Source organism: Nonomuraea sp. PA05 (assembly GCF_008086045.1).
Classification (GTDB): Bacteria; Actinomycetota; Actinomycetes; order Streptosporangiales; family Streptosporangiaceae; genus Nonomuraea; species Nonomuraea monospora.
The window spans coordinates 108,850-124,852 of sequence record NZ_VSEY01000041.1; the positions used below are offsets into that span (position 1 = coordinate 108,850).

Below are 16,003 nucleotides of genomic sequence, written 5' to 3' on the forward strand. Positions count from 1 at the left end.
GCCGCAGCACGAGGTCTCGGTGATCCGAAGATGGTCTCTGGGCCGACGCAGATACGGCTCCCAGCGTGGCGTACGCGGGTCAGGAGGTGGCACGACCGCTCGTCGGCTCAACGGCGCACTCCTGTAGGTAGCGGAAGACGTTGCGGCGGCAGCGCTGCCACGCGCACGCGAAGGCGAGTTCTAGCTGCGTGTCGGCTTCGAGCTCCGGCTTGACGCCATAGGTGATCTCGTCGGCACTCAGTTTGGGCAGCGGCCTCGCCCGCCAGACGCCGAGTTGGTCGCGCCAGACGTAAAAGCGTCTGAACGCGCCGTGCAGGTCTGCCGGCGGGATGCCGAGTATGGAAGTCATGTGTGGTTGATCTTCCGGCGTTGCGTTGGACATGGACGTCAGCCAAAAATCCCGACCGGCTGACGTTCGCCCACGTTAACTCTAGGGCCTCATGGCCACAAGGCTCATGGCAACATGGCCGAGTGACACTTGTGTGTTGTGATCGACTACAGCTCCGGGGTGCCGGTGTATCGCCAGGTCGCCAACGCGATCCGCGACGACATCACCGCCGGCCGCTACCAGCCAGGAGCGTGGTTGCCCTCGGAGTCTCAGTTGGCGCAGATGTACGAGGTTGGCCGCGACACGGTCCGCGATGCGTTGGCGCATCTACGGGCCGAAGGGCGAATCACGACGGTCCGCAAGCGGGGGTCGATGGTGGCCACTGAGCCGACCCGAGAGCCGTACCACGTCCCTACCGGAGCGCGAGTGATCGCACGCATGCCGACCCCGGACGAACGACGAGAACTGGCCACGCCAGGCGAACTGAGGGAGTTCGGCGGCCTCCCGGAAGGCGTGCCTGTCTTCGAGATAACCCCGGGACCTCGCAAACACCGCAAAGTTCTCCGGAGCGACCGCGTGGAACTCGTAGTCGAGACAACGTCAAGCAGTTGTCCTCAATAGTGAGCGCTAGGCCTTGCAGCTACTTGGACGAGTGACGACGGTCGACAAGGTCCTCTCCGCCAATAATCTCGTGCGACACAACTTACGAACCATTAGATATTAGAACCGCAGTTCGAGCGTGCCTTCACAAGCGGCCATCCTGGCCTCCTACTGGAAGCCTTCATGGGGTTACAGAGACGAGTGTTAAAGCTGATACAGCTGTTAATATCCCAGGCGCGTTAAGCCGGATAGCATAGCGCGCCTACATCTTGCAGTCACTCCCTATTCATTCACTGTCTCGCCTGAGAAAATGCTCACACGAGCGTTCAACGGCGAGGGAGAACATGACAAAGCCAGCGAAAGGAACCGGCGACAGCTACTTAGAGATCTTGGTCGAGGTGCAACCGCCTTTAGCGTCAGGCGACCTTGCCCCCAGGCTGGCCATTCCAGAAGACTTCCGCAAGCGAGCCGGAGACATCGCCGCAAGCGTGGCTGAAATAGCCGATCAATTCCGGTCAAAGCTAGAATCCGTCGTACAGCCCTCAAAGCATACATGGAACATCGAATCTCTGGAGATAGGCTTCGATATAGCCATTCAAGCAGAGACTGGTGTTGTTATAGCCAAGGCGACAACCGGCGCAACATTCTCGGCCCGGATGACGTTGAAGACCAAGCAGAGCCAGGCATGACACTAGCCATCGGCCGACTGCAGGATGCAAGAACGCACGTGCCGCTTGGAACCGTATTCGCCATAAGCCCATGCCTTGCCCTCACCGCTTTTCACTGTGTCGGCGATCGACACGCAGGGCAGGTCAAATTCTCACGAGTGAAGTGTATATGGTCTGGGGGCGCCTCCGACGCCATTTATCAGGACGGCGAGCCACTTATCGACATCGCACTGCTCGCCCTTAAGAAACCCATCCCAGAGCATCTCGCTCCCATTCAGCTCACCACTGATATACCGGAACACACCCCTTACGTTGCCCCCGGAAATCCCGCTGCTATACATGGCGTGGTTCGATTCGCTGCGTCAGGAAAGGTATCTTGGTCCCGAGGCCGTTTGGTGGATGGTGCGCCAGTAATTCAACTTTCCTGTAACGAATCAGCCGCAGGGCTTCCTCTCCAAGGGCTTAGCGGCGCACCTGTATTGGTTGGGAGCACACTGAAAGCGGCCGGCATAGTTCGATGGAACCACCCACGCGAAGATCACCCTACTCTTGCTGCCGGGGCGGCGATGTACGCCACTCCCATCACTGCAGTGATTGACCGCTGGCCCCACCTTGCCGTTACAGATCAACCGCGAGGCGAAAGCCTTGCAGAAATAGTCAAGCGCCTCGCCGCACGCACTGCGACAAGAACTTCTGGTCAAGTCGCAGCAAATATTAGACAGCTTCTCCTGTCTGCCGATCTCGGATTACAAGAAAACGATCTCAATTGCCAAGAAGGGCTTGATGTCGATGGTCAGCGATCCTGGATCGATGTTCACCCAGGCTTCACCGTGCTCGAAATCAAGAGAGATCTGAGGAGACCAGGTAGCAGACAGGTTGCGGAGCAGCAGCTTCATCGCAATCTTATGCTGAGAAGACAACAGACGGAGAACTACTATATAGGCATTTTGACAGATGGCATCGAATGGCTCGTCTACCATCACGTAGACAACGTCCTCCAGCAGCAGGAGCTCGCCACGTTCAACCTGGAGCAAGCCTCGCTGGAGACCACAGCGTTGATCTCATGGCTGGAAGCACTGCTGGCAACACAACAACGTATCAAGCCAACACCTAAGGAGATTATTGCAAAGTTAGGCTCCACCAGCCCTTCATATAAAATTGATTCCGCCGAGCTCGCAGCAATTTACCGCCATTGCCGAGATCATCCAAGAGTACAAGTGAAGCGTGATCTATGGGCAAAGCTTCTTACTACTGCATCCGGGACCAATTTTATTGATGACGACGCGCTGTTTGTAGACCACACACTTCTCGTACTGATTGCAGAACTTGTCGGGCATGCGGTAATTGGCTTCGACCCTCAGGACCCAGAAGTCGGAGCCGAAAAGTTGATGTCGGGTGGACTTTTCTCTGAAGTTCTGGTTGGAGGAGTCATAGAGCCAGACTTCTTTGATTGGTTGGCGCATGCACCAGATGGAGAGATGTTCATCAAGAATATGGCGAGACGCTTAACCAGGTTTGCATGGGATCAAGTTGAGCACGATGTCATGAAAGTTCTCTATGAGTCTATAATACCCAAACACGTGCGACATCGCCTCGGCGAATATTACACTCCTGATTGGCTAGCAGAAGAAGTCCTAGCACATAGCGTTAGCGATCCACTTGAGCAGCGTGTGCTCGATGCTAGCTGCGGAAGCGGCACCTTCCTATTCCATGCAGTACGTCGTTACGTGAGCGCAGCGGAGGCGGAAGGGAAGAGCCTTCCAGAGATAGTTTCCGGAGTCGGTCAGCATGTGATTGGCTTTGATGTCCACCCTGTAGCGGTGACTCTCGCCCGAGTGACCTATCTACTCGCAATAGGCATGCACCGTTTGAATGCTTCAGGGCGGCCCGCTTTCACCGTACCAGTATACCTTGGCGACTCACTCCGCTGGGGCGAGGAACTGTCGTTCCTAAGCGCTGAGAACTTCAGCGTGCCAACTGATTTAGACCATCAATCTTTTGTCCAAGATCCTAGCTGGGGAGACAATAGCGAAAGCCTGCTCTTCCCTCAAGATATAGTCGCGGATGCTGGCCAATTCGACCGACTTGTCGCGGAACTGGCTAGGAGGGCAACAGCTAGATCACCCGAGACTGCACCGCCATCGCTTGCAAACGCATTCGCAGCTCTAGGTATCGACGATGACAGTCACCGCGCCCTTTTACAACGAACCTTCGAGCGGATGTGCGAGCTTCATGACGCTAACCTGGATCACATTTGGGGTTACTATGTCCGCAACATAGCAAGACCTGTATGGCTGGCGCGTCCAGAAAATCAGGTCGACGTACTCGTAGGCAACCCTCCCTGGCTGGCTTACAGGCACATGACTCAAAACCAGCAGGGCGCATTCCGCGCCATGTGCGTCCAAAGAGGGTTATGGTCAGGAGCAAGCGCGACTCCAAGCCAAGAACTCGCAGCCCTATTCGTCCTACGATGCATAGAATTATATCTGCGCCCAGATGGCAACTTCGGATTCGTTATGCCGTTGGCAACCCTTTCACGCAGTCAGTACACCGGGTTCCGTGCCGCACACTACCGGGGAAAGAATCTTGAATTGAAGGTGGCATTCGACCGCCCATGGGATCTGCATCAGATCAAACCATCCTTCTTCCAGCAGTCCGTCGGCGTTATTTTCGGGAAACGGATGACTACGGGCGAGAAAGCCAATGCACTTGTTCAGAGTCCCGAAGTCTGGAGCGGGAGATTCGAAACCAAGTCAGCATCTCGTGCTGAGGCTGCTGAACATGTCTCCAGGTCGGTAGAAGGCATACGGATAGTGGATGAGCATGTGTCCCCATATGCGCGTCGGTTCACGCAAGGGGCAACTATCGTGCCTCGATTTCTTTTCATGGTGGAGGACGATGCTATAGGTCCGCTCGGGGTTGGAGGCCCTCGCCGCAAGCTTAGGAGTCGCCGCAGCGCTCTCGAAAAGAAGCCTTGGAAGGAGCTCAGTCCTCTGCAGGGGACCGTCGAGGAGCGCTTTATTAAGCCGGTATATCTCGGTGATTCTATCTTGCCATTCCGCTGCTTGGAGACCCTGAATGCAGTCATCCCATGGGACGGTGAACGACTTCTTCACTGTGAGGATGATCGGTTAACCCAGTACGAAGGTCTCGAAAGCTGGTGGCGTGCTGCGGAAAAGGCATGGATCGATAATCGGTCGAGTGCACGACTTACCTTAGTCCAACGCCTTGACTACCGACGTGGTTTGTCGCAGCAATTTCCAGCAGCACCTCACCGAGTCGCGTACGGCGCTAGTGGCGTTTACTTGGCCGCAGCTATCATCAGCAATACTGATGCAATAATTGAGCACAAGCTATATTGGGCAGCTGCTCACAGCTTGGACGAAGCCCGTTTTCTCACAGCTATTTTGAATTCTAACACCTTGACGATGGCCGTGCGTCCATATCAAGCCCGCGGCGAACATAATCCTCGCGACTTCGATAAGTACGTATTCAGGATCCCAATACCCTCCTACGATCCAGAAAACGATCTACACCAAGGAATCGTAAGACTCGCAGTCAAAGCAGAGACGGTAGCGCAAGGGACCGCACTTCCCTCTGGGCGATTCGAGGCATTGCGCAAACGAATACGTGATGCTCTGATGGATGATGGCGTAGGTGGCGAGATTGACGCTGCCGTACAGACTCTGCTAAGTCCATAGATCCAGCTCTGTCGATGCCATCTGTGGCCGGCGGGGAAGAGACAGCAGCAAATGGGCGTAGCTTGTCCCTCGAGCAACCACTCGAGCACTTATGGAACGGCTGTCACCACCAGCCGTGGGCCAGTGATGGGCCAAGAATGATCATCTCATCGTCGTCAGAGGGAACCCTGCAGCTCAGAGCCTGCCTAGGTTGGGATTGGCCAACCCTCTCCGGAGCCGGGTGCGCAGGTTCGAATCCTGCAGGGGGCACTCGACCTTGACCAGCGGTTCCGGCCGCTGACCAGGGCGAACATCTCAGGTACGGGCGGGCCTCCAGTCTCACGGAGTCCCGCTCGTTCTCGTTGTAGCTCGCTGACTGTGGACCAACCGTGGACCATGATCGATCTTCCGCCTGAGCCTCGAACGGCGGGGCGGTTCCATGTCACTGGTGCTTCCTCAGCTGCAGCCGAGAGTGACGCCAGGCCAGCAGGTTCTCATCCCGTCCTAGGCGCTGATCACTCGCCAGTCACGTGATCGGCTTGAGATCGCCTGTGGTACGCAACGTCACCAGTCGTAGCGGAACTCCTCCACGAGCTCCTGGCGGTACCTGAAGTGTTCTGCGAGTCCCACGTCCGTCCCGGTCAGGTACTTGGCTACGCCTTCCATCGCTTCATGGATTGCGCGCATATCTAGCCTGTCTACCTTGTCGAACGTGGGCCGGCCCTTGGTGGTGATCGGGTACCGAGCCTCTTGGGCTGTGGGGTCGAGCGCCAGGGCCGTTGCGTTCTCATGTGGTGAAACCAAGTAGCTGAAGAGCGTCAGCGGGATGGCTGCGGTAGTGGTCGGTGGCGGCGGCAATGTTGGTTCAGCCGATCAGGCGGGCCAGGCCGATGGCGAGGTTGCGGAGGCCGGCCATGATGCGGGGTGCGGTGCCGGTGCGGATGCGGGAGGCGTCTTCGCGGTAGGTGACGTCGCGGATGTGGTGCAGGGCCTCGATGCTCCAGTGTCCGCGGATGAGTGCGGCGATCTGGGCGTGAGTGATCCGACCTGGTGGCAGGTCGGTGATGGCGTAGATGGTGACGATGGTGGTCTTGCCGGTGCGGTGGCCGGTGCGACGGCGTTTGATCTGGATGGCCTGGGCGGCGTGCGGGAAGGGCAGGTGGGGGCGGGCGGTGCAGATCTTCACGCGGCGGATCTCGCGGCGGCCGTGCGCGGTCTCGTCGGTGCGGTCGTTGAGGATGGCTTCGCACCAGGGCAGGGCCTTGAGCCGGTGCAGAAGCGTGGGCTGGTTGCCCTTGACGATGAACAGATAGTGGCCCCCGGCGGCGACGACGTGCCGGGCGTGGTCGTGCTGGGTGTGCAGGGCGTCGGCGGTGACCACCACGCCGGTCAAGTCCAGGTGGGACAGCAAAGGTGTGAACGCGGGGATCTCGTTGCTCTTGGCCTCGACCTGCCGTTGGGCCACGACGATCTGGCTGTCGTGGCGGGTGGCGGCCAGCAGGTGGATGGTCCCGTCCGGGGTGCGGCTGCCGCGCAGGGCCTTGCCGTCCACGGCCAGGCCGGACAGCGCGGTCCGGGCCGGGGGTCGGATGTCGATGGTGGAGTGCGGGCCGCAGTCGGCGAGTGTGGCCAGGTAGGTGCAGGTCGCAGTGTCGAAGGCGTCGCCGTCCAGCCGTGAGATCAGTCGTCCCAAGGTGCTGGCCGCCAACCGCACGGTGCCGGGCAAACCGGCCCCGGCGCGCAGATCGGGGTCGTATCCGGCGATGAACCGGGCGATCTTGGCCAGGGAGGTTGCGCCGCCGAGCACGGCGAGCAGGGATAACGCCAGCAACGGGCCGAGCCGGTAGCGGCGACCTCGTCGGCTGCGCGGGTCCGGGATGATGTCCAGGATCCCGGCGAGTGTGGGCAGATCAGCCGTTGAGTCGGTGAAGGTGACGTGCTCCAGGTGGCGGGCGAGCACGTCGATCGGGGATGATGGTACGCGAACGCGGCCCCTGTTCTTGATCGACTGGCGTAGACACCCAACGATCTTCAGGGGTCGTGTGCCATCTGCCCGCCGGGGTGCCCTCAACCGCCCGGCTTCATCGAGCCCACACGTGTCCCGTCAGACGAGAACGCTTCGGCCCTGACCATCAGGAGGTGGCGCAGTCCGCACTGATGAATGACGGCATAGTCGATTCAACAGAGCTTCGCGCGAGAGCCGAACTACACCACACCGGCGGGACGTTACCTCCCCGCCGAGCAAGCCGCGGCGGGGAGCACTATCAAGGGAGCTGATCAACCTCTCAAAGTAATTGCGAATCTCCCTTTCCTATCCCAGATGGATCGGAACTCATGATCCGCGGATGAGCCCAGATGCTGAACCCCGAGACACGAAACAAAATTGTCGTCCTGTTCTGGCGAAAGCATGAGACATACAACCTTGTCACGATGCGCGTCTTTGAGACTGATGAAATCGTGAATGCTCCGCCTATGGTCCGAACCCGGCTCGGACAGCGTTAGCGATGCTTATGCTGTCCGAAGCTTGACGCTGAGTACGCCATGAGACAATATTTCGACGCTATCCACCCCCGGCTCGAACGCCGTACTTCCGATCTGCAATCGAGAACGACTGACATCATATCGCCAAGGTCGGGACCTTCCGTCCAACCTGTAGGCGCGATGTCGGCTCCATCGCTCGCCAACTTCCGGCAAGGAGAATCCTGAGGGTGCCGCATATTGTGTCTCCTCATACGACCTGGCGCACTCATGCAGAAAGCTCACCGAGTCGGCCTCGTCGGGTGACCTTGATGTCAGCGTCGACGGGATCTGGAAGCACCCGTAGCAGGCTCGCCTGTTGCAAGGTCCGCACTGACCTTCCAGACACCCCCTACCGTCACTCGTCTCCTGACTGGGCCAGGACGGAAGAATATGCGACCGCCAATTCAACCGCGTCATCGACTGACGGAACTTCTCTTCGCGTATCACTCATGCCCAAAATCTCTACCCTTATGCTCCCTGCGGAGATCGGCGTAATGGACATGGTTGCACCCGATCGCACATACGGGTCAACGATAAAACGCAGCGTCATATGGCTGACATAGGGAAAAAGAAGTGCGAGTTCTCGTCTCTCATGCGCCGAGCGCAACAATTTCCGCATTCCGATAAGATCGGGATCAGCGAATAGCCGCTCCCACTGCCCCTCAATAGGAGTGCCATTTTCGTACGACGCCGCCACCTCGTTGTAGTCCATGAATGGAAATCGTCGGATTAGCTCCTGCAGCGTCACATCGGCGCGCCAGGCTTCCGCCACTCTAACCACATCTTCGAGAGAATCGCTAGAGCCGTGAGCCCAAGAGAACGTGCCATGCGAGATGTTGATAGAGAAAAGCCGCATTTCCGCCCCGATCAAGATAGACATCGTCCCACGCCCCGACTCTATCTTCGCCGTGATATGCCACCGATCTCCTTGCTGTTCAACCACAGCGCCGATAGCGATGTTCAATGCGTGAGCGACTTCTCGAAGGGCGGGGGCAAGCCCACCGGCGCGCAGAAGATCAGGATATAGCCCTGGGCGGACCACTGCCTCAACCGATCGCACCGGCTCTGCAGCAACTTCTCTTTCGCTCATGCGACGGGCATCCCTCCAGCTAGGCCATAATGGCGACTCTACAATCATAGTAGCCCGCTCGGGCCAGGAGATGGGCCCGAGCGGACTAGACTACTTCCTACTGACTGTCAGAAGGGGAAATCCCTCAGCCGGCCGAATGACGACCAGTCAGGTTCCGGGATATCCACAACCCTTCCTTCGGCATCGTAGAATTTGATGGAACTCCACGACCGCCGGTGGTTCTTGACGGCCCTAGCGATCCAGCCCATTTCCTCTTCAGTAGCATGGGGAGCAACGCCGCCTCGATTCAGGCCCCTCTTGGCCATGTCCTCGAAACCTCCCGAGAAGCCTTTCATGTTTACGTGCAGTGGTATGTCTCCGTCGGCTATAGCCTTCTGGGTAGGAGCTCGCCAGGTGTCAGCGCTCTCGTCCAAAAAGTGCTTTGACCGCAGGTCTTCGGCGAATTTGCGAGTGCCGTGTGCCCGGTAACCCAGAGCGACTCCGCTACACGGTTCCGCGTTGTGTACTAGAACAAGCGTTGTTCCGGCTGCCACAAAGTATGTGTGCAGATCGGCGACCGTCAGATTGTGCACCCGCTGGGTGGCGCTCCACTTTTTGACGGCCGTGACCTGGACGTGCGTGCCAGCGGAGGTTCGCAGCCACATGCCGGGCCGAAGGTCGCCGGCATCGACCCATTCCCGCAGGTCGGGAACCCAGAACGGGTGCTGGTATGTGGAGGTCACCGTGCTGACGCCTCGACCTCCCTCGTTTGCTCTCTTGTCGCCTCCGTCGCCGGTCTGGATGGTCAGCTCAACAAGATTCTTGCCGCCTTCGTTGCCAAGGAGCGCCGTGACAGCCTTTGTCGACGTCGTCCCAGCCTCTGGATCCGTCGCTATGACGGCGTCACCGATCCGGATGTCCTCGATCGCCTTGAGCGTGCCGTCCTTCATGAGGACTTTCGTGCCTGGCACAAAGCTGTTGCAGTCCGATGGCAACTTGAATTTCCCTGACCGATGCCTCTGATTGCCGTATCCGCGCTTTGCATTGAACGACATCATCGGGAACTTATCTGTGAGGCCACCACCTGCGGTGCTCATCAGCCATCGGAAGGCCTCTATATCTTCCTTTTTGATGTATGACTTACGGTTGTGATAACGAGATCTTTCTGCTTCGCGCTTCTTCCAGGCTTCTATTTCTCGTTTCTGTTTGGCGTATGCCCGCTGGCGCTGCTTGTGGATCTTTTTCTCGGCCTTGGTCTTCTTCGCCCCATTGGGATTGTGAGTTTCGGCGAAGTTCGCGTCGGATTCCCGGTTTCCGGTGTCAACACGGCGGCCATCGGGGTCGGACTGCTCGACGGGGTTGTTGCCGGCGTAGGAGTACGCGTTGGCCCACTCGGGGGTGCGGAGGTCGAGTTCAGGATCGGTGGAGATGAACCTCGCGATCGCCGGATCGTAGAAGCGGGCGCCCAGGTACGTGAGACCTGTCGAGGCGTCTTCGGTCTTGCCGAGGAAACCGCGGTCGGTGAAGGGCAAGTCGTCGCCGCCTCGGCGCTGGCCGAAGGGCAGGTAGCGCTCGCGACTGACGGTGCCGGTGGTGTCGTTGACGGCCAGCTGGGTGCTGCCGTGCTTGCCCGCGAGCAACCAGGTGACGCCATTGGCGTCGCGCATGGCGACCGGTTCGCTGTCGGCGCTGCTGTAGTAGCGCTTACCGGTCACAGCGCCGCTGGCCAGGCGCAGCTCCATGGAGCCGAGGTAGAGGGTGGTGCTGCCGTCGGGGTCGCGCCGGATCAGGCGTTCGCCGGCGGCGTCGTAGATCATGCCGGTCTGCTGGCCGTCGATGGTGGCCTGAGTCAGCTGGCCGAGCTGGTCCCAGATGAAGGTGCCTTGCTTGCCGCCGACGGTGCGGGCGGTGAGCTGGCCCTTGTTGTCGTAGGCGTAGGTGTCGGTACCGCCGGGGCGGGCGATGCTGGTGACGGCGTTGGGGCGGACGGCGGTGGCGCCGGCGGCGGGGTAGGTGTAGGTGGCGCTCTGGCCGTTGTCGGTCAGGGTGGTGAGGTTGCCGACCTTGTCGTAGGCATAGGCATGGCTGTAGGGGTCCAGTCCTAAGACATCGCCGGTGCCGGTGCAGGAGCTCGCGGTGGTGGTGTAGGCGGTCTTCAGCCGGAGCAGGCCGTCGTAGCTGAAGCATTCGGACTGGCCGTCGGTCTGGCCGGCGATGGCCGAGTCGGCGTCCAAGACGCGGGTGATGTTGCCGGCCAGGTTGTAGCTGTAGCGGTCGTCCTGGACGGTGTCCGGGGTGGACGTGTTCGCCTTGGTCTGGGTGGTGACGCGGGAGAGCCACTCGGTGGTGGCATCGCGTTCCAGGACGCGTTTGATCTGGCCGTTGCCGCCCAGCAGGCGACTTTCAAGTTTGCCGGTGGCGGTGAAAGTGGTGTCCTTGACGTAGGTGAAGCCGCCCAGGTCGGACGTGGTGGCCTTGGTCAGGCCGAGGTCGGTGTAGCTGTGCGTGAGCTTCTCGGCCAGCAGACCGCCGGCTGCGGGCATACCTTGCTCGCGCAGGTTGCCGGCCGCGTCGTAGGCGGAGGTGAAGGCGTAGTCGCGGCCGAGACCGCCTTCGTTGGCGGGGATGGTGATGGTGGTGGCGGTGGGCCGGTAGTCGCCGTCATAGGCAGTGACCGTCTGGGTGTACGGCTGGCCGCCGGTGTAACTAGTGGCGGCGCCGGGGTGGCCCTTGGCGACGGTGTCGTAGGTCCAGGCGGCGAGCCGGGTGCCAGTGTTCGGCTCGCCTGCCCACTGGCCGGTGCGGCGGCCCAGATCGTCGTAGACGGTGGAGACCTTCTGGTTCTTGCCGTCGATGGCCCAGATCTGCCGGCCCGCGGCGTCGTAACCGTAGCTGGAGGCGCCCGCGTCCGGATCGGCAGCGGCGGTGCGCCGGTCCAGCCAGTCGTAGGTGTAGGTGCGGACGTTGCCGTTGGCGTCCGTCATCTTGGTCAGGTTGTCGTTGAGGTCGTAGCCGTAGAGGGTGTCGGCGTGGCTGGTGGCGTCCGACCACTCCTCGACCTTGACGACACGGTCCAAGGCGTCCGTGACGGTGGCGGTCTTGCCTCCGACCGGCGGGGTGACCTCGGTGCGGTCGGCGCCGGGGTAAGCGGTGCTGGTCCGGCGCAGCTCGGTGCCCTCGTGGTAGGCGATGGACGCCGTCACGCGTTCCAGGCCGTCGTACACGGACTTGGTCCACTGCGGCAGGCCGGCTGGTGCCGGGTTGAGCAGGCCGCTGCCCGGCTCGGCGGAGTTGTGCGCCGGTTCGCCGACCGCCTCGGTCAGGCCGCGCGCGTTGTAGGTGGTGGCCACGACGATCCGGCCGCCGGCCGGGCTGGGCGAGGCGGTCTGGCTCTCCCGGGGACGGCCGAGCCCGTCCTCGTAACTGTGACTGGTCATCCACTTGGCTCCGCTGCCGGTACCGGTCAGCAGCTGCTTGGCGGTGGTCTTGATCGGCGCGGTGGGCTGGCCCAGCCAGCCGTCCCAGGCGATGGCGTAGGCGACGGTGGCGCTGGGCGTGCCGCCGCTGCGCGGCTGGCCCGGCTTCCACAACGCGGTGGCCCGGCCGATGCCGTCGTAGTCCAGCTCGGTGGTCTTGTTGTTGGCGTCGACCGTCTTGGTGGGCTCGCCCAGGGTGTGCGAGATGCTGGTGGTGGTGGTGTAGCCGAGCGGGTCCTTGACCGCTATGCCGCCGGTGGGCCAGCCGGTCGCCGGGGTGTAGGTGGTCGTGGTGGTCTTGCCGAGCGGGTCGGTCGCGGTCAGCGTCCGGCCGTAGTCGTCGAAGGTGGCCTTGCTGGTGGAGACGGTGCTCGCGTTCGCGTGGGCGCGGACCTCGGTGGGGTTGCCGTCGCTGGGCTTGTTCGTGGCCGGGTCGGTGCCCTGGTCGTACAGGGTGACGGTCTTGCCGACCAGCGTTCCGGTGGCACAGTCGTCGCCGGAGCGTTTCTCCACCACGGACGGGAAGTCGATCAGCCACTGGCCGGCGTCGGCGTTGCGCGCGTAGGTGATCGAAGTGCAGGAGTTGTCGGTGGCGACGCCGTCCTGCCCGTAGTCGTTGATCGTCTTGGGCAGTCCGTCGGCGTTGGCGACGGTCTTCTCGTCGGTGTAGCGCCAGCTGCCGCCGGTGACCTTCTCCCGCGAGCGCTCCCGCGTCTGCACCACATACGCCGGGTTCTGGCCGGCCCAGCCGGTACCGGTCGATGTGAGCGTGTACTCCCACCGGGTGGAGGCGATCTCGGTGTAGGCGCGCGGACTCAGCGCGGTCATCTGCCAGGTCTGCTCCTGCAGCACCTGCCCCTGCAACAGGCTCGCGTCGGTGACCGCGGTCCCGTCGAAGTCGGTGACCGTACCGCCGGTGCCGCGTAAGAACGTCCGGGTGCTGACGCTGTAGCCGGCCGGGTCGCTGCCCGAGCCCTTGATGGTACGGACCTGGCCGTAGCCTCGCCAGCTCGACCCGGCCGGCGCCAGGTTCGGTTCGGCGATCTGGACCGGGTTCGCCCAGTGCGGGCTGCCCAGGAACTCGTAGCTGTGCACCATGTCCGGCGAGCCGCCGACCATGTCGCGCTCGACCACCTTGGTGGCCAGCTGCTTGTAGAAGCGGGCCCAGGTCTCGAAGTCGCTTTCCGGTTCGCTGCCCATGTCGACCTGGTAGCAGTCGCCCACCTGGTCGCTCATGTAGTTGGTGCCGTCGCGGCCCTTGGCGCCGCCGCACGGGTCGGCCTGGCCATAGGTGACCTCGGTCCGGCCGCCCATCCCGTTCTTGATCGCCGCGATCCGCGGCACCATCCGCCAGGACAGCTGGTCCTGCCAGTCGGAGTTGCTGACGTAGTCCATCCGGCCGGCCAGCATCACCGCGTCGAAGTCCAGCGGCGGCAGCGTCACCTGCGGGGATGCGGCCAGGCCGCTCTGCTGCACGGTATCCAGCCACATCGCCGCGTCCCACGGCAGCCCCTGGTCGGTGCGCTGGTAAACCCAGCTGTGGGTGAGGTCCAGCCGGTCCACCGGATCCCAGGCCGCCGAGCCGGAGGTGCGCGACTCGGTCTGCACCGAGGCGAGCCGGCGGGTGGCGAAGAAGGAGATCGCGTTGTTGGCGCAGCCGGCCGCCTGCGCGCACTGCAGGTCGGTCGGCACGTCATCACCGGTACGCGCGCCGGTGGTGAACGTCATCCGCGCGGTCGGCACGCTCCCGGCGACCTGGCTGTTGTGCCCCCAGGTAACCGAGGACAGGAAACCGCCCCGGTCGTAGGGCAGCATCGCATACACCTCGTCGGTGCAGGAGGGCAGGCAGAAGTAGTTGACGTCGCGGTAGTAGGAGTAGTCGGTCACGTTCTCGTTGCGGTCGACCTCCTGGTCCAGGTTCCACCGCCACACCCCGGTGCAGGTGGGCGGGATGAAGTTGGCCCAGTACCGGTCGGCGCACGGCTCATTCAGCTCCTCACCGATGTAGGGCACCTGCCACTGGGCGTCCTTGTTGTAGCCGAACCGCCAGACCTGCCCGTCCCGGTCGGTGACCTTCCAGTAGGCGTTGCCGTCCGCGCCCCCGGCGACCTGCTCGATCTTCCAGCCGAAGTCCGGAACCGTCTTCCACACCCCGGCCGTGGTCTTGACGATCTGCGCTGAGCGGCCGCCCGCGCTGAGCACCAGCTCCGACTGGGTCCGGTCCACACCGGCCGCGTGCTCGTCCGGCGCCTCCCAGCACAACGCACTGCCGTTCTCGACCGCTTCGGCGTACCAGATCAGGTCCGAGTTGGTGGGGTGGTATTGGGTCCACACCTTGCAGCGTTGGTAACGCCGCTCGATGAAGCCCGTGCTCAGGTCCCAGCCCGCGCCGACCACGCTGGACTGGTTGTTGGTCCAATCGCCCTGCCCGTCCACCGAGGACGCGTTGTACTGCAGCGACAGGTCTGGCCCGTTGCCGGCCGCCGACGGCGGCTCCGGCAGCGGCACGTCGTAGTCGAACCCGCCTCCGGACGTGCCGGCCTGCCAGGTGCCCGATGGCTTCAGGTCGGTGGCGCCCCAGTTGCCGTCCGGCCCGGTCAGTCCGGCCATCAGCACGTACACCGAGCCCGCCGCCAGCTGCGCGGCCAGCCGCTCGTTGGCCGCCTTGGCCGCGTCCGCCTTACGGTCCTTGCTGGGTGCCGACGGAGTGACCGGCGTTTCCTTCGCGCCGACCGGGGCCGCCTCCACCTCCGCGGTCAGCGTGCCCGCCTTGAGGTCGTTGGTCGAGGGCACCACGGTGGGGTGCATCACGCACGTCTTGGGCCGCGGCACCTGGACGGCGCACGCGGGCAGCCGCATCACCTGCAACCGGGAGGCGAACGAGCCGCCGTAGGCGTTGCGGAAATCGGCGTAGGAGAACGCCGCCCGCACCTTGCCCGGACTGGTGCCGCCGTCGGCGCGCACCAGTCGCGCGGCCACCCCGACGCCGCCCAGCTTCGCCGCGGTCTCCGGCGTCAGCGTCTCCACCGTGACCTTGTCCAGTGCGGCGCCCTGCACCTGGCCCACCAGTACCGGCAGGGTCCCGGCCTCGGCCAGCTGGCCCGGCTCCGGCACGGCGACTTCGGCCTGGCCTGCCTTGGGCCACACCGGCTTCTGCCGGGTCACCTTCGGCGCGGACTCCTCCGCCCCCTTGACCGTCTTCTTGTCCGGTACCCGGCGGCCCTCCACCGACTGCTCCGGATCCGGCGCGGCGGCCGCCGCGTGCTGAATCAGCTGGTCAGGCACGCCCACGCTGGAGATCATCACCAGCGACGCGAGACTGACCACTAAGGTCACTAACGAGATCCGTAAACGACGACCACGCATCCAGAACCCCTTCACGGCACGCTGACGCAGACCCGGGCCACAGGGTCATCAGATGCCTAAGGCAGATATAAGGACGATCAAGAGGAATGTGATCGACAATTCAAGATCGGTCAACGATGGGAGCGTCGCTTTCCTGACACATACAGTCATGACCGGACAACTGACAGGGATCATGCTCACAGGTCAGACGAACTATCAGCGTCGACATAGCATCATCAGACGACTTGAATGTGATTCATATCACTCACGTTGCCTCTCAGCACCTGCCACCCTGGCCAAGTGCGGACCGTATGTAA

7 protein-coding genes are annotated in these 16,003 nt (G+C 62.1%); 3 read left to right on the plus strand and 4 right to left on the minus strand.

Translation table 11 applies throughout. The annotated features are described in order from the left end of the window. Window positions 1–79: 79 nt before the first annotated feature. On the minus strand, window positions 80–382 hold the full coding sequence (locus FXF51_RS46460) for a hypothetical protein (protein WP_148441212.1): 303 nt from the start codon (window positions 380–382) through the stop codon (window positions 80–82). Between the two features lie 105 nt (window positions 383–487). Between FXF51_RS46460 and FXF51_RS46465 the strand changes: the two genes are divergently transcribed. The 3 genes from FXF51_RS46465 to FXF51_RS46470 all read left to right on the plus strand — a co-directional run bounded on the left by FXF51_RS46465 (window position 488) and on the right by FXF51_RS46470 (window position 5,297). Further along, on the plus strand, window positions 488–949 hold the full coding sequence (locus tag FXF51_RS46465; protein WP_187414950.1) for a GntR family transcriptional regulator: 462 nt from the start codon (window positions 488–490) through the stop codon (window positions 947–949). A gap of 323 nt (window positions 950–1,272) precedes the next feature. After that, entirely contained in the window at window positions 1,273–1,617 is a 345-nt protein-coding gene (locus FXF51_RS61340) for a CU044_2847 family protein (protein WP_187414951.1), read from the plus strand. 137 nt (window positions 1,618–1,754) lie between these two features. Next, window positions 1,755–5,297 (plus strand): N-6 DNA methylase, encoded by a 3,543-nt coding sequence (locus tag FXF51_RS46470; protein ID WP_187414952.1) that lies wholly within the window; start codon window positions 1,755–1,757, stop codon window positions 5,295–5,297. 844 nt (window positions 5,298–6,141) lie between these two features. Here FXF51_RS46470 and FXF51_RS46475 read toward each other — a convergent pair. From FXF51_RS46475 to FXF51_RS46485, 3 genes are all read right to left on the minus strand, one after another. After that, window positions 6,142–7,236 (minus strand): ISAs1 family transposase, encoded by a 1,095-nt coding sequence (locus FXF51_RS46475; RefSeq protein ID WP_187414953.1) that lies wholly within the window; start codon window positions 7,234–7,236, stop codon window positions 6,142–6,144. Window positions 7,237–8,151: 915 nt separating this feature from the next. After that, entirely contained in the window at window positions 8,152–8,886 is a 735-nt protein-coding gene (locus FXF51_RS46480; protein WP_148441216.1) for a DUF6193 family natural product biosynthesis protein, read from the minus strand. Between the two features lie 107 nt (window positions 8,887–8,993). Further along, complete coding sequence (locus FXF51_RS46485) at window positions 8,994–15,677, minus strand: polymorphic toxin-type HINT domain-containing protein (RefSeq protein ID WP_187414954.1); 6,684 nt, start codon at window positions 15,675–15,677, stop codon at window positions 8,994–8,996. Window positions 15,678–16,003: the final 326 nt, after the last annotated feature.

Coding starts and splice junctions, on each gene's coding strand:
- FXF51_RS46460 (WP_148441212.1), bottom strand. CDS start 382: ATGTCCAACGCAACGCCGGAAGATCAACCACACATGACTTCCATACTC.
- FXF51_RS61340 (WP_187414951.1), top strand. CDS start 1,273: ATGACAAAGCCAGCGAAAGGAACCGGCGACAGCTACTTAGAGATCTTG.
- FXF51_RS46480 (WP_148441216.1), bottom strand. CDS start 8,886: ATGAGCGAAAGAGAAGTTGCTGCAGAGCCGGTGCGATCGGTTGAGGCA.